Origin of the sequence: Streptomyces sp. NPDC020192 (assembly GCF_044388685.1) — a bacterium.
Taxonomy (GTDB): domain Bacteria; phylum Actinomycetota; class Actinomycetes; order Streptomycetales; family Streptomycetaceae; genus Streptomyces.
Genome location: NZ_JBIRXG010000022.1, coordinates 20,456 through 38,885, shown reverse-complemented (window position 1 = coordinate 38,885; position 18,430 = coordinate 20,456). Strand labels below are relative to the sequence as shown.

Below are 18,430 nucleotides of genomic sequence, written 5' to 3'. Positions count from 1 at the left end.
CCAGGAGGTAGGGCCCATGCGGTCACCCTCGTACTCCCTGCTGCCCGCCCGCGGGCTCAGAGCCGCCGTCGTCCTGGCCCTCACCGCGGGCCTCGCCACCGCCGTCCCCGCCACCGCCCACGCGGAACCCACACCGGTCATGGCCGCCAAGCCCTATATGGGCTGGTCGAGTTGGAGCATGCAGTCCTCCAGGTACCCGGGCCTCAACCCGGACGGCGACTACAGCTATCTCACCGAGGCGAACGTCCTGAAGCAGGCCGCTGCCCTGGCCACCGAACTGAAGCCGTACGGCTACGAGTACGTCAACATCGACGCCGGGTGGTGGAGGGACAACACCTGGAAACCCGGGTTCGACGGCTACGCACGCCAGCAGGCCGACCCGCACCGCTTCCCGCACGGCATGAAGGCGGTCGCCGACCGTATCCACGCACTCGGCCTGAAGGCCGGGATCTATCTGCCGGTCGGCCTCGAGAAGGAGGCCTACGGCGACGGCAAGGTTCCCATCCGGGACGCCGACGGCTGCACCACCGCCGACGTCGTCTACGGCGACCTGCGCACGACCAACGGCTGGGACAGCGCCTACAAGCTCGACCTGTCCAAGCCCTGCGCCCGCAAGTACATAGACTCCCAGGCCCAGTTGCTGGCCTCCTGGGGCTATGACTTCCTCAAACTCGACGGCGTGGGCCCCGGCTCCTTCAAGAGCGGGGACAACTACGACAACGTTGCCGACGTCGCCGCCTGGCAGCAGGCGCTGGCCGCCACCGGCCGCCCGGTCCATCTGGAGATCTCCTGGTCCCTGGACATCGGTCATGCCGCCGACTGGAAGAAGTACTCCAACGGCTGGCGTGTCGACACCGATGTCGAGTGCTACTGCAACACCCTTGTCACCTGGGGGAATTCGGTCGACGACCGCTTCGACGACACCCCCGGCTGGACCCGGCACGCCGGCCCCGGAGGCTGGAACGACCTCGACTCCCTCGACGTCGGAAACGGCACCATGGACGGCCTGACCAAGGCGGAACGGCAGAGCTACGCCACCCTGTGGGCCATCGCCAAGTCCCCCCTCTACACCGGCGACGACCTCACCAGGCTCGACGACTACGGAGTCAGACTCCTCACCAACCGCGAGGTCATCGCCGTGGACCAGGGCGACACCCCGCCCGCCCGTCCGGTCACCCCCTCCGACCCACAGCAGGTCTGGGCCGCGAAGAACCCCAACGGCACCTACACGGTCGCCCTGTTCAACCTCGCCGACAGCCCCGCCGCCGTCACCGCCGACTTCTCCGCCCTCGGCTTCACCGGCAAGGCGGCCGTACGGGACCTGTGGAACCACGAGAACCTGGGTTCGTACCGGAACAGGGTCACCGAGGCCCTGCCCGCTCACGGCTCCCGCCTGTTCACCGTCACCCCGCACGGCGGAGCGGTGCGGACCACCGGCTACGAGGCCGAGTCCGCCGCCAACACCCTGAGCGGCAACGCCTCCGTCGCCGACTGCTCCGCCTGCTCCGGCGGCAAGAAGGTCGGCAACCTCTACCTCGGCGGCGCACTCCGCTTCAACGACATCGTCGTGGACCGCCCCGGCACCTACCTGATCAAGGTCGCCTACGTCAGCGGCGACGCCCGGCCGGTCAATATCTCGGCCAACTCCGCCGCCTCCACCCGCCATCGCTTCCCCTCGACCGGCGACTGGGGAACCGTTGAGACGGTGAGTGTCCCGGTCACCCTCAAGGCCGGCACCAACACCGTGACCTTCGACAGCGGTTCGGACTACGCCCCGGACATCGACCGGATCGACGTTCCCCTCTCTCCCCGCCAGTGATCGGAGCCCGTGTCATGCAGACCCCGCCCAGCAGACGCGGCTTCCTCGCCCTCGCCGCGCTGACGCTCCGCTGAGAGCGCCCTGGGGAACTGCGGGTCCGCTGTGGCTTGTCGCTCCCCCACTCTCGACTTCGCTCGAGCGGGGGGACCCCCATCGCGGCGGAGCCGCACATCGATACAGCCCCGCGCCCCCAGGGGCGCGCCGTACGCATCCTCTTTCCCAAGTGCCGGAGGTTGTCATGGATCCCAGACCCCCCAGCAGACGCGGCTTCCTCGCCCTCGCCGCCGCCACCGGAGCCCTCGCCTCGCTGCCCGCCTTCACCGCCACCGCCGGCGCCGCACCACTGCGTCCTGCCGAGGCTCCCGCCGCCGACCCCCGCCACCAGCTCTGGTGGCGGGCCCCCGCCGACGAGCACTCGCTCATCACCCAGGGTCTGCCCGTCGGCAACGGCCGGCTCGGGGCCCTCGCGACCAACGACCCCGGCCGGGAACTCCTCCTCGTCACCGATGCCACGATGTGGACCGGCGGCCGCAACGACACGCTGGACTCCGACGGCCAGTTCCCGTACGGCCGGGACGACTTCGGCTCCCTCACCCTGCTCGCCCGGCTCGCCGTCGATCTGCCCGACCACGACCTGTCCGCCGTCACCGGCTACCGCCGCACCCTCGACCTCGCGCAGGGCGTGGTGACGACGTCGTACGTCCGCTCCGGTGTCACCTACCGGCGGCAGCTGTTCGCCAGCCGTCCCGACGACGTGATCGTGCTGCACTTCACCCAGAGCGGTGGCGGGCGGTACACCGGCACCCTCACGCTCGAAGGCACCCATGGCGAGACCGGGGGAGCGGCCGATTCCTTCGCCGGAGCCTTTCCCAACGGGCTGAAGTACGGCGCCGCCGTCACCGCCCACGGCAGCGGCGGTAGTGTCCACGTCGACGGCGGTCACATCGCCTTCTCCGGCTGCCGCGAGCTGACCGTGATCCTCAGCGGCGGCACCAACTACGCGCCCGACGCCGCCGCCCACTACCGCGACCCGTCCCTCGACCCCCTGGCGCTGGCCCACGCCAAGGTCGGCGCCGCCGCCCGGCACTCCGCCGACGTGCTGCTGCGCACGCACACCGCCGACCACGGCGCCCTCTACGACCGGTTCGGGCTCTCCCTCGGCACCTCGAGCCCCGAACAGCGCTCCCTCGACGCCTGGGAGCGGATCCAGGCCCGCGCCCGGGACGGCGAGCCCGACCCCGAACTGGAGGCCCTGTACGTCCAGTTCGGGCGCTACCTGATGATCTCCGGCTCGCGGGGCAGCCTGCCGCTCGGTCTGCAGGGGCTCTGGCTCGACGGCAACGACCCGGACTGGATGGGCGACTACCACACCGACATCAACCTCCAGATGAACTACTGGGCGGCCGACCGGGCGGGCCTGTCCCCGTGCTTCGACGCCCTCACCGACTACTGCCTCGCCCAGCTCCCCTCTTGGACCGACCTCACCCGGCGCCTGTTCAACGACCCCCGCAACCGCTACCGCAACTCCAGCGGGAGGAACGCCGGCTGGACCCTGGCCATCTCCACCAACCCCCATGGCGGAGGCGGCTGGTGGTGGCACCCGGCCGGGAACGCCTGGCTGGCCAACACCCTCTTCGAGCACTACGAGTTCACCCACTCCCGCACTCACCTGGCGAAGATCTACCCGCTGCTCAAGGGCGCCTGCGAGTTCTGGGAGGCGCGGCTGCTCACCACCACCCTGCCCGACACCGGCCGGGAGGTGCTCGTCGCCGACAGCGACTGGTCCCCGGAACAGGGCCCGCTCGACGCCAAGGGCATCACCTACGCGCAGGAACTGGTGTGGGCCCTCTTCGGCAACTACCAGTCGGCAGCGGCCGAGTTGGGCCGGGACGCCGACCACGCCCGCACCGTCGGCGCCCTGCGCGAGCGGCTGTACCTGCCCGCGGTGAGCCCGAAGACCGGCTGGCTGGAGGAGTGGATGTCCCCGGACAACCTCGGCGAGACCACCCACCGCCATCTCTCCCCGCTCATCGGCCTGTTCCCCGGCGACCGCATCCGGCCCGACGGCTCCACCCCCGCTGGTATCGTCACCGGAGCCACCGCCCTGCTCACCGCGCGCGGCATGAACAGCTTCGGCTGGGCCAACGCCTGGCGCGCCCTGTGCTGGGCCCGGCTGAAGAACGCCGGCAAGGCCTACCAGCTCGTCGTCAACAACCTGCGCCCGTCCGAGAACGGCTCCAACGGCACCGCCCCCAACCTCTTCGACATCTACGAGGTCTCCCCGGGCCGGGGCATCTTCCAGATCGACGCCAACTTCGGCACCCCGGCCGCCGTCGCCGAGATGCTGCTGTACTCCCGCCCCGGCCGGCTCGAACTGCTGCCGGCCCTGCCGGACGCCTGGGCGGCCGCCGGTTCGGTGACCGGAGCCGGGGCCCGCGGCGGGTTCGTCGTCGACCTCCACTGGCGGGACGGCACGCCCACCGAGGTGCGGATCCGCAGCGTCGGCGGGACCATGACCTCCGTGGGATACGCAGGCCGGTCCCGGACCGTCCGCATACGGCCCGGCGAGTCCGTCACACTCCGGGAATTCGCCCGGTGAGCGGCCGCTTCGCACGCGGCCGCCGCCTCGCCGCCGCCCTGCTCACCGCCGTCGTCTGCCAGTCCGTGCCCGCCCAGGCGGCCGCCCCCCTGCCCGCCTCCCGCGCCTCCGGAGTCGTCACCTGGGCGGCGAGCGCCGACCGCATGGGCGAGGGCACGGCGGGCCAGGGCTACCGGCTGATCGTGCACACCAGCGTCGGCGGCACCGGTCTGCGCGTCCGCGTGACCAACGCCTTCGGCGACCGGCCGCTGACCCTGGACAGCGTCTACGCCGGCCTGCCCGACCAGGGCGCGGCGCTGCGCCCCGGCAGCAACCGGCGGCTGACCTTCGGCGGCTCCCGTACGGTCACCGTGCCGGCCGGCGCCGTCGCCTGGAGCGATCCGCTGCCGGGTACGGTCCCGGCCGGGGCGGACCTCGCGGTCAGCCTGCACACCCCGGACGCGGCCGGCCCGGCGACCGGCCACTGGATGGCGCTGCAGACGTCGTACACCGGCCAGGGCGATCACACCGCCGAGGAGAGCGGCACCAACTGGGCGCGGACGACCGGCTCCTGGTGGTACCTCGACGCAGTGTCCGTACGGCCCTCCCGCGCGGCCGCCGGGGCCGTGGTCGCGCTGGGCGACTCCATCACCGACGGCTGGCACTCCACCGGCGACCTGAACCGCCGCTGGCCCGACTACCTCGCCCGGCGCCTGAGCACAGCGCACTCCGCCGTCATGGGCGTGGCCGACGAGGGCTTCTCGGGCAACCAGGTACTCGCGGACGGCGCCGGGCAGAGCGCCCTGAACCGGCTGGACCGGGACGTACTGTCCCTGCCCGGCGTCCGGACCGTCTTCCTCTTCGAGGGGGTGAACGACATCAAGGCGCACACCGGCGTCACCGCGGCCGACCTGATCGCCGGGTACCGGAAGATCGCCGAGCGGGTGCACGCGGCCGGCAAGTGCGTGGTCGCCGCCACGGTCGGACCGTTCGAGGGCTGGCCCGAATGGGACCCTGCGGCCGAGGCCGTGCGCCGGGACGTGAACCGGTTCATCCGCACCGGCGGGCTGTTCGACGCGGTCACCGACTTCGACCGCACCCTGCGCAGCCCCTACGACTCCGCGCGGCTGCTGCCGTTCCTCGACGGCGGTGACCACATCCACCCCAATGACAAGGGCATGGGGGCGCTGGCCGACGCCGTCGACCTCGGCAGCCTCGACTGCACCCGCTGACCGGGCTCCGGCCGGGTCAGCCCGACCCGGCCGGCTCCGGCGCGATCAGCCCCTGGCGATAGGCGACCGCCACCGCCTCCGTACGGCTCGCCGCGCCCAGCTTGGCCAGGATGTTGGAGACGTGCACACTCGCCGTCTTGCCCGTGATGAACAGCTCCTCGCCGATCTGCCGGTTGCTGCGCCCCCGCGCGAGCAGCCGCAGCACGTCCTGCTCCCGGGCGGTCAGGGACACGGCCTTCTCAGGTGCGGCCGCCGAGAGCCGGCCCCGGCGGGACAGCGCGTCGATCCGCTCCAGCAGCGGCACCGCACCGAGCCGGGCCGCCGTCTCCCGGGCCAGTGCCGTCTGTTCCGCCGCCTCAGTACGGCGCTCCACGGCCAGCAGCGCCTGCGCGTACCGCACCCGGCAGCGGGCCTGCTCGTACACATCGCCGTACCCGAACGCGGCGACCGCCTTCTCCCAGGCCGCCGGATCCGGCCCGGACACGGCCGTCGCCCACTCCGCCTCGGCGCGGGCCCGCCAGGCCTGGCCCTCCGGGCCCTGCGTGCGGTCCTCCTCGTCGGAGGCGGCCGTGGCACGCGCCAGCTCCACGAGTTCGGTCGCGGTGCCGGTCCAGCGGGCGAGGTCCCGGTCGTCGCCGGTCCGGCGCAGCTCCGCCGTGCGGTCGGCGACCGCCGTCAGACACAGCGCGGCGAGCCGGACCAGCACGCCCGGGTGGCGTTTCGTCTCGTCGGACAGGGCCGCGGCCGCCTCCCGCATCCGCTCGACGGCCGCCTCCGGATCGCCGCCCTGCGCGGCCGCGTCGGTGAGGACCACTCCCGCCACGAGCGTGCCCATCCAGTCGAACGGGCCCGTCAGCAGGGCCCGGGCCCCGGCCACGGCGCCCTCGTCGTCACCGCGCGCCAGCGCCACGTAGAGCACGGGACTGTCGGCGAAGCCGGCGGCTGCCGGGAGCGACAGGACCGCCGGGTCGGCCGCGGCGGCCAGGCACGCGTCCCAGCGGCCCAGCGTGTACAGCGCCAGCAGCCGCAGATAGCGCAGCCCCAACGGATACATGGAGGACAGCAGACCCGCGCGGCGCGCCCGGTCCAGGCCCTCGCCCAGCAGGGACAGGCATGCCTCGGGATCGCCGCTCTCGAAGGCGCCGAGGGCCAGGTTGAACAGCGCGCGCATCTCCACCGGCGCGTCACCGGCGGCCCGGGCCAGCTCCCGCGCCCGGTGCAGCCGCTCCCTGCCCTCCCGGGTGCCCCGGCCCGCCCCTTCGAGGCCGACGACGGAGATCAGCAGGTCGGCCTGGGCGCCGGTCACGCCGAGGTGCTCGGCGACGGGCAGGGCCTGCCGGGCGACGCGCAGCGCGGTCTCGTCCTCGCCGACCTGCCGGGCCGCCGATACATGCGTGGCCGCCGCCCACACCCACGTCCGTGACGGCGGCTCGGCGGGGATCAGCGCCAGCGCCTCGCTGCTGTAGCGGTACGCCGCCGTCAGGCTGTCCACGCTCAGCAGGTTCCCCGCGAGGGTGTACCGCACCCGGGCGGCCAGTTCGGAGTCGGCGTCCCGGCCGATCCCGGCGAGCGCGGCGCGGGTCAGCGAGACCGCGCGGTGCGCGTCTCCCGCGTGCGCGGCCGCCGCCGAGGCGCGCAGGGTCAGCGTGATCCGGTCCTGGCCCGCGGCCGGGGACCGCTGCGCACGTGTGGCCTCCGGCACCGAGGGCCACAGGTCCAGGGCGGTCTCCAGATGCCGCAGCTCCTCGGCGGGCGCGCCGAGCAACCGGGCGTGGTCGGCCGCCTCCAGACAGGCGGCGAGCGCCCCGGGCAGATCGTGGCTCTCGCGGGCGTGATGGGCGCGTTCCGCGGCGGTCTCCGGGGCCGGGCCCCGTGTGGTGAGCAGCCGGGCGTACGCGCCGTGCAGCCGGGACCGCTCGCCGGGCAGCAGATCGGCGTAGACGGCCTCGCGGGTCAGGGCGTGCCGGAAGGCGTACGTGCCGGCGGGCCCGGGGACGAGCAGTTGCCGTCCGACGGCCTCGCGCAGCGCCGCCTCCAGCTCGTCCTCGGGGAGCCCGGCGGCCTCGCGCAGCAGGTCGTGCTCCACCCGGCGCCCGGCCACCGCGGCCGTCCGCAGCACCTGCTGGGCGGTCTCGGGCAGCTGCTCGACCCGGATCAGCAGCAGATCGGCGAGCCCGCTGGGCACCCCGCCACCACCCGCGCCGGCCGCCGCGAACAGCTCCTGCGCATAGAACGCGTTGCCCTCCGCGCGGGCCACGATGCCGCGTACGACGGAGTCGGGCAGCGGGCGGTCCTCCAGGGCCCGCACCAGCCGCGCCACCTCCGCGTCCGGCAGCGGCCGCAGCTCCAGCCGCTCCACCGCCGGCAGCCGGACCAGCTCGGCGAGCAGCGGGCGCAAGGGGTGGCGGCGGTGCAGATCGTCCGCGCGGTACGAGGCGAGGACCGTGAGCCGCCGGCCCGGGCCGGCGCTGCCCGGCCGGTGCAGCACGCCCCGGCTGAGCAGGAAGCGCAGCAGGTCCCGGGAGGACTGGTCGGCCCAGTGCAGATCCTCCAGGACGAGCAGCAGCGGTGCCACGGCGGCCAGTTCGGCCAGCAGCCCGGCGACGTCCTCGAACAGCCGCAGCCGGCCGTCCGGACCGCCCGCCGCCTCCGTGCCCGCGCCCAGCAGCCGGTCCACCACCGGATGCGCGGCCAGCACGGAGGCGAAGCGCGCGTCGGTGGCGAGCACCCCGAGGATCTCCGTGAACGGCAGATACGGCAGCCCGACGTCCCCGAGGTCCACACAGTGCCCGGTGACGACGGTCGTACCCGCCCGCGCCGCCCGCCCCGCGACCTCGTCCAGCAGCCGTGTCTTGCCGACCCCCGCGTCCCCGGCGACCAGCACGGCCCGCACCTCACCGGCCCGGGCACGCTCCAGCACACCCGTGAGCCGGGCCAGTTCCTGGTCCCGCCCGATCAACGGCGGCGTGGTGAAGGCGTTCTGAGACACCCCCCCATCCTGACACGCGGGACCGACAAGGCGGTTCGTCCGGCCGTCCGCGCTTCAGCGCAGCGTCTCCGCCCAGTTCTCCGGCACCCGCCCCGCAGGGCCCGGCACCGGCTGGTCCGCGGGATGACTGGCCGGCGGAGCCAGTTCCGGGCCCGAGGCGTACAACTCGTCCGTGACGTAGTTCCAGAACCACTCCTCGCCCGGCTCGAAGCTCCGGATCACCGGGTGCCCGGTGGCGTGGTAGTGGGCGGTGGCGTGCTTGGCGGGGGAGTCGTCGCAGCAGCCGATGTGCCCGCACTGCGCGCAGCGGCGCAGATGGAACCACCAGCCGCCGGCCTCCTCGCACTCCACGCACCCGGTGCCGCTGGGCGGAGCGGTCGTGTCGAATCCCTCGACGTGGCTCATACGGTCTCCTCCGCTTCCGCGTCCGGTGTCTCGGCGGTCAGGGGCAGCAGCACCTGGAACCGGGTGTCGCCGGGCACCGACTCCACGCGGAGCGTGCCGTGGTGCTTGTTGACGACGATCCGCCAGGAGATGTCCAGGCCCAGCCCGGTGCCCTGGCCGACCGGTTTCGTGGTGAAGAACGGGTCGAAGATCCGGTCCTTGATCTCCGGCGGCACGCCCGGACCGGTGTCCCGGAACTCCACCAGCAGCCGCTCGTGGTCCAGCGCGGTCCGCACGGTCAGCGTGCCCGTGCCGCCCGCGCCGTTGACGGCGCAGACCGCGTTGTCGATCAGGTTGGTCCACACCTGGTTCAGCTCCGCCGGATAGGCGGGCACCGGCGGGAGGGTGCGGTCGTACTCCTTGACGACCTCGATGCCCGGTCCGATCTTCGCGGAGAGCATCAGCAGGGTGCTGTCGAGGAGTTCATGGACGTCGACCACCCGGTAGGGCGCCCGGTCCAGCTGCGAGTACTGCTTGGCCGCGTCGACCAGATGCGAGATCCGGCTGGTGGAGTCCTCGATCTCGGTCATCAACAGCTCGGTCTCGATGGTGTAGTTGAGCCAGCCGATCGCCCCGGGCAGGATCTCCTCGTCCACGGCCGCCGCGACCTGCTCGAACCAGTCGACGTCCAGCCCGGCCTGCACGAAGGTCGGCGCGAGCTGCCAGCCGTAGTCGATGCCGTGGTCCTCCAGCCAGTCGGTGAGCAGGTCCTCCCGGTCGGTGGCTTCCAGCGGGCTGAGCACGGGGGCCTTCGCGACCCGCTCGGCGGTGCGCTCCTGGATCTCGATCAGGCTCGCCAACTGGTCGCGGGAGAAGGGGCCTTCGGCGATCACGGCGAGCTTGTGCCGCATCTTCGCGACCCGTTCGCGCAGCGTGGCCGTGGCCCGCACCGCGGCCGCCGCCGGGTTGTTCAGCTCGTGCGTGAGCCCCGCCGACAGCGAGCCCAGCGCCAGCAGCCTCTCCTGCTGCCCGATCGCCGCCTGGGTGCGCTTCGACCCGAAGAACAGGCCCTCCAGCAGGTGTACGGCCATCGGGAACCACTCGGTCATGACGTCGGCGAAGATGTCCGCCGGCAGCACGAAGAACCGGGTCGGCTCCGTCACCCGCATCGAGTTGGTGTAGACCTGCCGCACCCGGTCGCCGATGTAGGCCTGCATCGCGCCCGCGTACACCCCGCGCTGCGAGGAGCGGGTGACCTCCACGTCGTCGCCGCCGACCCGGCGCGACATCACCACGGTGCCCTCGATCATCACGAAGAAGCAGGTGGCCGGGTCGCCCTCGGTGTACACCGGGCCGGGCTCGAACAGCTCCACCCGCCCCTCGCTGCACAGCCGCCCCAGCTGTTCGGGGCTCAGCTTCTCGAAGAGGAAGAGCGAGCCGACCTCCTTGGGGCTGCACGGCATGATCCGCCCGCTCACGACTGCTCCAGATACCGGTGGACGAGCATCACGGCCATGGCTCCCTCTCCGACGGCGGACGCGACCCGCTTGGCGGACTCGGCACGGGCGTCGCCCGCCACGAACACGCCCGGGACACTGGTCTCCAGATGGTACGGCGGCCGGTCCAGCTCCCAGCCGGCCGGCGGGCGCCCGTCGGCGGTCAGGTCGGGCCCCGCCAGGATGAACCCGCGCTCGTCGCGCAGCACCGCGTCGCCCAGCCAGTCGGTCAGCGGGGCGGCGCCGATGAACACGAACATCCACTGGGCGTCGACCCGTTCGCTCTCGCCGGTCCCCGTGTGCCGCAGCGTCAGCTGCTCCAGGCGCTCGGCGCCGTGCGCGGCGTCGACCACGGTGTGGCTGCGCACCGAGATGTTCGGGGCCTCGTCGATCTGCTGGATGAGGTAGTGGGACATCGACGCCGACAGGTCGGGGCCGCGCACCAGCAGCGTCACCGACTTGGCGAACCGGGACAGGTACATCGCCGCCTGGCCCGCCGAGTTGGCGCCGCCGACGATGTACACGTCGTGCCCCTGGCAGGCCGCCGCCTCGGTCAGCGCCGAGCCGTAGAACACCCCGCAGCCGGTCAGATCGATGCAGCCGGCGGCCTCCAGCTGCCGGTACTGCACCCCGGTCGCGAGGATCACGCTGTGCGCGGCGATCGCCGTACCGTCCGCGAACCGTACGACCCGGGCGGCGCCGTTGACCTCGAGCCCCGTGACCTCACGGGCGGTCAGGATCTCGGCGCCGAACTTGGCCGCCTGCCGCCGCGCCCGGTCGGTGAGCTGGGCACCGGAGACCCCGTCGGGGAAGCCCAGGTAGTTCTCGATCCGGGAGCTCTGCCCGGCCTGCCCGCCGGTCGCCGACCGCTCCACCAGCACGGTCCTGAGCCCCTCGGAGGCCCCGTACACGGCCGCGCCGAGCCCGGCCGGGCCGCCGCCGATCACCACGAGGTCGTAGAAGTCGGCCGTCGGCGTCGTCGCCAGGCCCACCTTCGCCGCCAGCTCGGGCGCCTCCGGCTCCACCAGGGCCGTGCCCTCCGGGGTGATCACCAGCGGCAGCCGGTGCCCGTCCTGCCCGGCGGCGGCCAGCAGCCGCTGTCCCTCCGGCTCCTCCACCGAGTACCAGCGGTACGGCACCTGGTTGCGGGCCAGGAACTCGCGCACGTCCGACGACCGCGCCGACCAGCGGTGCCCGACCACCTTGGTGCTGGGCACGGGCCGGTAGTCACTGGTGCGCCACGCCTGGAGCAGATCGTCGAGCACCGGATAGAGCTTCTCCTCCGGCGGGTCCCAGGGCTTGAGCAGATAGTGATCGAGATCGACGACGTTGATCGCGTCGATCGCCGCGTTGGTGTCCGCGTACGCGGTCAGCAGCACCCGCCGCGCCCCCGGATACACGTCGAGCGCCTGCTCCAGGAACTCGATCCCGTTCATCTGCGGCATGCGGAAGTCGGCCAGGATCACCGCCACCAGGTCGCCACGCAGCTTCAGCTCGCGCAGCGCCTCCAACGCGGACTCGCCGGACTCCGCGCGCACGATCCGGTACGACTCGCCGTAGCGCCGCCGCAGATCGCGGGCGACGGCACGGGAGACCCCCGGGTCGTCGTCCACGGTCAGGATGACGGTCCGCGCGGTATCGGCGGCCTGTGCCATACGTCTCCCACCCCGAGCATCGGTTCCCGCGGCCCGGCGTCATGGGGACCGCCGCACCGGTTCCCAGCCATCGTATGTTCGATCGCCCCGGTTCGCCCCGGGATACGGCGGGGACCGCGATCAGCCCGGGTGCCGGTCGGCGGACGGGGCGCGCCCGGGGGATGATCGTCCCGCGGGACGCGCCGCGACGACGAGGAGGCCCACGCATGACACGCCCGATCACGGCAGGGGTGGACGGTTCGCAGGAGAGCCTGGCCGCACTGGAGTGGGCCGGCCGGGAGGCCGTGCGCCGGGGGCTGCCGTTGCGTGTGGTGCACGCGTGGCGCTATGCCGAGCAGCTCGCCACGGCCGACCGCGGCACCCAGCAGGGGTGGGTGTCGGGCGGCGTGACACAGGCCGTGCGGGCCGTCGCCGAGCGGCATCCGCAGCTCGCCACGACCGTCGACGTCGTCGAGGGCGAGCCCGCGCACGCGCTGGTCCGGGCGGCGGCGGACGCCGAGATGCTGGTGCTGGGCTCGCGCGGGCACGGCCCCGTCGTCGGGTTCCTGCTCGGCTCGGTCGGCCAGCAGGTGATCGCCGAGACGGCCCGGCCGGTGGTCCTGGTCCGCGCCGAGGACCGGCCCGCGGCCGAGGTGGCCGGGCGGGACGTCGTCGTCGGCCAGCAGGGCGACGGCGACGACAGCGCGGCCGCGCTGCGGTTCGCCTTCGAGACGGCGGCCGCGCGCGGCGCGACCGTGCGGGCGGTACGGGCCTGGACGCTGCCGCCGGTCTTCGCCTACAGCCCCGGTTCGCTCAGGCTGCTGGACGAAGTCGGCGGTCTCGAGCCGTACGAGAAGCAGGCGCTGAGCGAGGCCCTCAAGCCGTGGCGGGAGCGGTTCCCCGACGTGCCGGTGGCCGAGCAGGTCGAGATGGGCAGCGCGGGCCAGGTGCTGCTGTCGGTGGCCGGACGGGCCCAGCTGATGGTCGTCGGCCGGCGGGCACACCAGACGGCCGTCGGCGCCCGGATCGGCTCGGTCGCGCACGGGGTGCTGCACCACGCCGGGTGCCCGGTCGCCGTCGTCCCGCACGACTGAGCTACTCGGGGGTGGTGGGCTCCAGGGTGGCCCGGGCCTTCGGCAGGACGTTCTCGATGTAGTCCTTGACGGCCGTGTCGAGGCCGATGTCGTGCTGCGCGCGCTCGGACAGGTACCAGCGGTGTTCGAGGAGTTCGTGGTAGATCTCCGCCGGGTCCATGGTGCCGCGCAGCTCCAGCGGTACGGCCCGCACGGTGGGCCGGAACACGTCCCGCACCCAGCGGTGGGCGAGCACCTCGGGGCGGGCGGCGAGGGGGTCGCCGGGCGCGTAGTCGTCCTGGGTGGCCATCCAGCTCTCCAGGTCGCTCAGCAGCCGCCGCGCCTGGTTCTCCTCGGTGTCCAGGCCGGTCAGCCGCAGCAGCTGGCGCTGGTGATGGCCGGCGTCGACGACCTTGGGCACGAAGGTGACCGAGTCGCCGGTGGAAGAGTGCTCGATCTGCATCTCGGCCACGTCGAAGCCCAGCTCGTTCAGGCGGCGGATCCGGCGCTCGATGTAGTGGTACTTGCCGACCGGGTACACCGAGGTGCGGGTCAGTTCCTGCCACAGCCCCTCGTACCGGGTGCAGATCTCGTGCCCGAACTCCACCGGGTCGACGGACGGGTGCAGCGCGCCGGACGCCTCCAGGTCCAGCAGCTCGCCGCTGATGTTCACCCGGGCCAGATCGAGGTCGTACTCCCGTTGCCCCGGGCTCAGCCGGGGGTGCAGGTCACCGGTCTCGGCGTCGACCAGATAGGCGGCGTAGGCGCCCGCGTCCCGCCGGAACAGGGTGTTGGACAGCGAGCAGTCGCCCCAGGCGAAGCCGGCCAGATGGAGGCGGACCAGCAGCACGGCGAGGGCGTCCATCAGCCGGTGCATGGTCGCGGGGCGCATGGTCGTCTCGAACATCGAACGGTACGGCAGCGAGCCGCGCAGATGCCGGGTGATCAGGACCGGCTCCAGTGGTTCGCCGGTGCGGTCGGTGCGGCCGGTGACCACGGCGAGGGGGTCGACGGCGGGGATGGCGAGCCGGTCGAGGTCGCGCAGCAGCTCGTACTCGCGCAGCGCGGGCCGCTCGGCCAGCTCCTTGACGGCGATCACCTCGTCGCCGGCCTGCGCGTACCGCACGACGTGCCGGGAGATGCCCCTCGGGAGCGGGACGAGGTACTCCTCGGGCCACTCCTCCAGGGGCACGTCCCAGGGCAGGGCGAGCAGGAGCGCGGGGTGCTCCGGGTTCGTGGCGCTGATCTGCAAGGCCATGACACGAACCCTAAGGCCCCGCGCGGGTGTTCCAGGAGGCCCCTCCCGAGTTCCGGGAGGGGCCTCCTGAGATCTAGGAGGCCCGTTCCCGGGCCTGTTCGGCCGCCGTACGCACCGAACCCCGGTGGACCGGCCCGTGCCCCGGCAGCAGGGTGTCGCCCTCCAGCTCGCCGATCGTCTTCAGGGAGGCGATCGCCTGGGCGCGGTCGTGGTGGAAGAAGTCGGTCAGCAACTGCGGGCCCTTGACCTGCGAGATCGCGTGCCCGGTGACCAGTGCGTCGCCGGAGATGGCGATCCCCGCGTCGGGCAGGTGGTAGACGCAGTGGCCGTCGGTGTGGCCGGGGGTGAGCACGGGCACCGGACGGCCGGGCAGGTCCAGCGGGCCCTCGGCCGGGAACGGCTCGGGTGCGGTGACCGGGTGCTGTTCGGTGCCGCCGACCCGGATCGTGTGCACGGCCCAGGGCAGGACGCCCGGCCGCCAGATGTTGCGCACCACGTCGCCGATGGTGGCCTGCTGGAGGAACTCCCGGCGCGCGTGCGGGACTTCCACGGGATGCAGATAGACCGGGGTGCCGTGGGTCGCGCGCAGGTACTCGGCCGAGCCCAGGTGGTCGTTGTGCGCGTGGGTGATCAGTACGGCGGCGACCGCCTCCGGCGAACTGCCGACCGCCGCGAGGGACTCCAGGACCCCCTGCCGGTCGCCGGGGTAGCCGGTGTCCACGAGGGTGACGGCGTCCCCGTCCTTGAGGATCACCCAGTTGACGTTGTTGCCGTGCACCAGATAGATGCCGTCGGCCACTTGCTGTACTTCTGCCCGCATGGTCTTCCCGCCCCGGTTGCCGCTGCTCGTCGCGGCACAGCCAACCAGATGGGGCACCGCCGCGCGCAAGAGGGTGCGGGCCATGTCACCGAACACCCTGCGGCCGGAACTGCACGCTGATCCGGGGCCCCGCGGCCCGGGCGGTCTTCGGCACGCAGTGCTCCCAGGTGCGCTGGCAGGAGCCGCCCATCACGATCAGATCGCCGTGCCCGAGCGGGCGCCGCACCGTCGTACCACCTCCGCCGGCGGGTCGTAGCAGCAGGTCGCGGGGCGCGCCGACGGAGAGGATCGCGATCATCGTGTCCTCGCGGGCGCCCCGCCCGATCCGGTCCCCGTGCCAGGCCACACTGTCCCGGCCGTCCCGGTAGAAGCACAGCCCGGCGGTGGTGAACGGCTCGCCCAGCTCCTCGGCGTAGCGCCGGGACAGGACGTCGCGCGCCTCGTCCAGCACGGGATGGGGGAGCGGGTCCGCGGCCGCGTAGAAGGCCAGCAGGCGCGGTACGGCCACCACGCTGTCGTACATCTTCCGGCGCTCGGCCCGCCACGGCACATCCGCCGCCAGCCGCTCGAACAGGGCGTCGGCCCCGCTCAGCCAGCCCGGCAGTACGTCGATCCAGGCACCGGCGCCCAGCTCGGTCCGGCGCAGCCCGTCGAGCGGGCCGAGCCGCAGCTCGTCGGTCTGGTCGAACAGCGAGCCCTGGAGGTGCGTGGACATGGGTCCAGCGTACTCCTTAATCGAAAATCTGTTCCCATTACATTGAGGGAGGCAGGCTTTCGATACGTTGGTGTATCCGATACATTCACGTATCGAACGGAGGTGGGGACATGACAGTGGACGGCGCGACCAAGCGCGTCACCCGGCGCCGGGCGCAGACCCGCGCCCGGCTGCTCGACGCCGCGTTCACCGTGTTCGCCGCCAAGGGCTTCGGGCGGGTCTCCATCGAGGAGGTCTGCGAGGCCGCCGGGTTCAGCCGAGGCGCCTTCTACTCCAACTTCGCCACCCTGGACGAGCTGTTCTTCGCCCTCTACCGGGAGCGCGCCGATCTCCTCGCCCGGCAGGTCGCCGACGCGCTCGCCCTCGACGGACCCGACCTGGACGTGCCCGCCTCCGTGGACCGGGTCACCGACGTGCTGCTCCTCGATGTGGACTGGCTCCTGGTGAAGACGGACTTCCTGGTGCACGCCGCCCGGGACCCGGCCGTCGCCCAGGCCCTCCTCGACCACCGCGCCCGGCTCCGGCAGGCCATCGCCGACCGGCTCTCCCAGGCCCGCGGTCACACTCCGCTCCCCGCCGTACTCGGCGACGTCGACAGCGCCGCCCGCGCCGTGGTCGCGGCCTACGACGGAGTCACCACCCAACTGCTGCTCGACAGGGACGGGGACCGTGCCCGTGCCTGGCTCAAACAACTGCTCACCGCGCTGCTGACCGACGGCAGCACCCCACTCGCATGAGAAAGGCAACGGTCGCCATGGACGCGGACGTCATCGTCGTCGGAGCGGGCCTCGCCGGTCTGGTCGCGGCGCACGAACTCAACCGCCGGGGCCGCCGGGTGGCCCTGGTCGACCAGGAGAACGCCGCCAACCTCGGCGGCCAGGCGTTCTGGTCCTTCGGCGGGCTCTTCCTCGTCGACTCCCCCGAGCAGCGCCGCCTCGGCATCAAGGACTCCTTCGACCTGGCCTGGAACGACTGGCAGGGCAGCGCCCGGTTCGACCGGCTGGACGACGAGGACTCCTGGGCGGTGCGCTGGGCCCGCGCCTACGTCGAGTTCGCGGCCGGTGAGAAGCGCTCCTGGCTCCAGGGGCACGGCATCGAGCTGCTGCCGACCGTCGGCTGGGCCGAGCGCGGCGACCTCAGGGCGAACGGGCACGGCAACTCCGTCCCCCGCTTCCACATCGCCTGGGGAACCGGCACGGGCGTCGTCGAGCCCTTCGTGACGTACGCCCGCCAGGCCGCCCGCGACGGGCTGCTCACCTTCCACCACCGCCACCAGGTGGACGAGCTGGTCATCGAGGACGGCACGGTCCGCGGGGTGCGCGGCACGGTGCTCGCCGAGGACCGCTCGCCGCGCGGGGTGGCCTCCAACCGCGACCGCGCCGGCGCCTTCGAACTCACCGCCCAGGCCGTCGTCGTCACCACCGGCGGCATCGGCGCCAACCACGACATCGTCCGCCGCCACTGGCCCGAGCGGCTCGGCACCCCGCCCGCCGAGATGGTCACCGGCGTCCCCGCCTACGTCGACGGCCGCATGCTCGACATCAGCGCCGGGGCGGGCGTCCGCCTGGTCAACCGGGACCGCATGTGGCACTACACCGAGGGCCTCGAGAACTGGGACCCGATCTGGCCCGGCCACGGCATCCGCATCCTGCCCGGCCCGTCCTCGATCTGGCTGGACGCCCTTGGCCGCCGGCTGCCCGACCCCTGCCTGCCGGGCTACGACACCCTGAACACCCTCAAGTACCTGCGCACCACCGACGACATCGCCGGATACGACCACTCGTGGTTCGTCCTCACCCGGAAGATCATCGAGAAGGAGTTCGCGCTCTCCGGCTCCGAGCAGAACCCCGACATCACCGCCAAGGACCGGGGCGCCGTGCTGAAGGACCGGCTGCTCGGCAAGGGCGCGCCCGGACCGGTGCAGGCCTTCCTCGACAAGGGCGCGGACTTCGTCACCGCCGGCAGTCTGGAGCAGCTGGTTGAGAAGATGAACGGCCTCACCGGCAAGCCGCTGCTGGACGCGGCCGAGGTGCGCCGTCAGATCGAGGCCCGCGACCTGCAGATCGCCAACCCGTACAGCAAGGACTCCCAGATCCAGGGCATCCGCAACGCCCGCCGCTACATCGGTGACCGCCTCGGCCGGGTCGCCGGCCCGCACCGCATCCTCGACCCGGCCGCCGGCCCCCTCATCGGCGTGAAGCTGCACGTGCTGACCCGCAAGACCCTCGGCGGCATCCAGACCGACCTCGACTCCCGCGCCCTGGCCGCCGACGGCACCCCGATCGAGGGGCTGTACGCGGCGGGCGAGGTGGCCGGCTTCGGCGGCGGCGGAGTGCACGGCTACAACGCGCTGGAGGGCACGTTCCTCGGCGGCTGCCTGTTCTCGGGGCGTGCGGCGGGCCGGCACGCGGCCCGGCAGACGGGCTGACGGG

At 73.0% G+C, this 18,430-nt stretch carries 13 protein-coding genes; 6 read left to right on the top strand and 7 right to left on the bottom strand.

Annotated elements, in window-relative coordinates:
• The first annotated feature begins 16 nt into the window (after nucleotides 1–16).
• The 3 genes from ACH47Z_RS34045 (at nucleotide 17) to ACH47Z_RS34035 (ending at nucleotide 5,629) form a co-directional block, all read left to right on the top strand.
• The gene (locus tag ACH47Z_RS34045; protein ID WP_399080692.1) at nucleotides 17–1,819 is read left to right on the top strand and encodes an alpha-galactosidase D; all 1,803 of its coding nucleotides are present in this window, start codon (nucleotides 17–19) and stop codon (nucleotides 1,817–1,819) included.
• A gap of 238 nt (nucleotides 1,820–2,057) precedes the next feature.
• Nucleotides 2,058–4,418 (top strand): glycosyl hydrolase family 95 catalytic domain-containing protein, encoded by a 2,361-nt coding sequence (locus tag ACH47Z_RS34040; RefSeq protein WP_399080690.1) that lies wholly within the window; start codon nucleotides 2,058–2,060, stop codon nucleotides 4,416–4,418.
• Entirely contained in the window at nucleotides 4,415–5,629 is a 1,215-nt protein-coding gene (locus ACH47Z_RS34035; RefSeq protein ID WP_399080688.1) for an SGNH/GDSL hydrolase family protein, read from the top strand. The genes ACH47Z_RS34040 and ACH47Z_RS34035 overlap by 4 nt, the downstream gene beginning before the upstream one ends.
• 16 nt (nucleotides 5,630–5,645) lie before the next feature.
• Here the strand turns inward: ACH47Z_RS34035 and ACH47Z_RS34030 are convergent, their stop codons facing one another.
• From ACH47Z_RS34030 to ACH47Z_RS34015, 4 genes are read right to left on the bottom strand one after another with little or no spacing between them, the layout of a single operon-like run.
• Nucleotides 5,646–8,618: an AAA family ATPase gene (locus ACH47Z_RS34030; protein ID WP_399080686.1), complete on the bottom strand. Its 2,973-nt coding sequence runs from the start codon at nucleotides 8,616–8,618 to the stop codon at nucleotides 5,646–5,648.
• Between the two features lie 54 nt (nucleotides 8,619–8,672).
• The gene (locus ACH47Z_RS34025) at nucleotides 8,673–9,023 is read right to left on the bottom strand and encodes a UBP-type zinc finger domain-containing protein (RefSeq protein WP_399080684.1); all 351 of its coding nucleotides are present in this window, start codon (nucleotides 9,021–9,023) and stop codon (nucleotides 8,673–8,675) included.
• Nucleotides 9,020–10,465, bottom strand: coding sequence for an ATP-binding protein (locus tag ACH47Z_RS34020; RefSeq protein ID WP_399080890.1), 1,446 nt, complete (start codon nucleotides 10,463–10,465; stop codon nucleotides 9,020–9,022). The genes ACH47Z_RS34025 and ACH47Z_RS34020 overlap by 4 nt, the downstream gene beginning before the upstream one ends.
• A gap of 11 nt (nucleotides 10,466–10,476) precedes the next feature.
• On the bottom strand, nucleotides 10,477–12,153 hold the full coding sequence (locus tag ACH47Z_RS34015; RefSeq protein WP_399080682.1) for an FAD-dependent oxidoreductase: 1,677 nt from the start codon (nucleotides 12,151–12,153) through the stop codon (nucleotides 10,477–10,479).
• A gap of 206 nt (nucleotides 12,154–12,359) precedes the next feature.
• Between ACH47Z_RS34015 and ACH47Z_RS34010 the strand changes: the two genes are divergently transcribed.
• Nucleotides 12,360–13,226 carry a universal stress protein gene (locus ACH47Z_RS34010; protein WP_399080680.1) on the top strand — a complete coding sequence of 289 codons (867 nt, stop codon included), beginning with the start codon at nucleotides 12,360–12,362 and terminating at the stop codon, nucleotides 13,224–13,226.
• A 1-nt stretch (nucleotide 13,227) separates the two neighbouring features.
• Here ACH47Z_RS34010 and ACH47Z_RS34005 read toward each other — a convergent pair whose 3' ends face one another.
• From ACH47Z_RS34005 to ACH47Z_RS33995, 3 genes are all read right to left on the bottom strand, one after another.
• Nucleotides 13,228–14,463: a DUF4032 domain-containing protein gene (locus tag ACH47Z_RS34005; RefSeq protein WP_399080678.1), complete on the bottom strand. Its 1,236-nt coding sequence runs from the start codon at nucleotides 14,461–14,463 to the stop codon at nucleotides 13,228–13,230.
• A 73-nt stretch (nucleotides 14,464–14,536) separates the two neighbouring features.
• On the bottom strand, nucleotides 14,537–15,283 hold the full coding sequence (locus tag ACH47Z_RS34000; RefSeq protein WP_399080888.1) for an MBL fold metallo-hydrolase: 747 nt from the start codon (nucleotides 15,281–15,283) through the stop codon (nucleotides 14,537–14,539).
• Nucleotides 15,284–15,368: 85 nt separating this feature from the next.
• A complete protein-coding gene (locus tag ACH47Z_RS33995) occupies nucleotides 15,369–15,998 on the bottom strand; it encodes an alpha-ketoglutarate-dependent dioxygenase AlkB family protein (RefSeq protein WP_399080676.1) in 630 nt (209 codons plus the stop codon).
• A 110-nt stretch (nucleotides 15,999–16,108) separates the two neighbouring features.
• On the opposite strand from ACH47Z_RS33995, the gene ACH47Z_RS33990 reads away from it, so the two are divergent.
• Entirely contained in the window at nucleotides 16,109–16,735 is a 627-nt protein-coding gene (locus ACH47Z_RS33990; protein ID WP_399080674.1) for a TetR/AcrR family transcriptional regulator, read from the top strand.
• Between the two features lie 17 nt (nucleotides 16,736–16,752).
• Nucleotides 16,753–18,426, top strand: coding sequence for an FAD-binding dehydrogenase (locus tag ACH47Z_RS33985; RefSeq protein ID WP_399080886.1), 1,674 nt, complete (start codon nucleotides 16,753–16,755; stop codon nucleotides 18,424–18,426).
• The last annotated feature ends 4 nt before the right edge of the window (nucleotides 18,427–18,430 follow it).

Excerpts from the sequence above, each read along its gene's own strand:
- ACH47Z_RS34025 (WP_399080684.1), bottom strand. The coding sequence starts at position 9,023 with ATGAGCCACGTCGAGGGATTCGACACGACCGCTCCGCCCAGCGGCACC.
- ACH47Z_RS34015 (WP_399080682.1), bottom strand. The coding sequence starts at position 12,153 with ATGGCACAGGCCGCCGATACCGCGCGGACCGTCATCCTGACCGTGGAC.
- ACH47Z_RS34000 (WP_399080888.1), bottom strand. The coding sequence starts at position 15,283 with ATGCGGGCAGAAGTACAGCAAGTGGCCGACGGCATCTATCTGGTGCAC.
- ACH47Z_RS34040 (WP_399080690.1), top strand. The coding sequence starts at position 2,058 with ATGGATCCCAGACCCCCCAGCAGACGCGGCTTCCTCGCCCTCGCCGCC.
- ACH47Z_RS34045 (WP_399080692.1), top strand. The coding sequence starts at position 17 with ATGCGGTCACCCTCGTACTCCCTGCTGCCCGCCCGCGGGCTCAGAGCC.
- ACH47Z_RS34020 (WP_399080890.1), bottom strand. The coding sequence starts at position 10,465 with ATGCCGTGCAGCCCCAAGGAGGTCGGCTCGCTCTTCCTCTTCGAGAAG.
- ACH47Z_RS33985 (WP_399080886.1), top strand. The coding sequence starts at position 16,753 with ATGGACGCGGACGTCATCGTCGTCGGAGCGGGCCTCGCCGGTCTGGTC.
- ACH47Z_RS34005 (WP_399080678.1), bottom strand. The coding sequence starts at position 14,463 with ATGGCCTTGCAGATCAGCGCCACGAACCCGGAGCACCCCGCGCTCCTG.
- ACH47Z_RS34010 (WP_399080680.1), top strand. The coding sequence starts at position 12,360 with ATGACACGCCCGATCACGGCAGGGGTGGACGGTTCGCAGGAGAGCCTG.
- ACH47Z_RS33990 (WP_399080674.1), top strand. The coding sequence starts at position 16,109 with ATGACAGTGGACGGCGCGACCAAGCGCGTCACCCGGCGCCGGGCGCAG.
- ACH47Z_RS33995 (WP_399080676.1), bottom strand. The coding sequence starts at position 15,998 with ATGTCCACGCACCTCCAGGGCTCGCTGTTCGACCAGACCGACGAGCTG.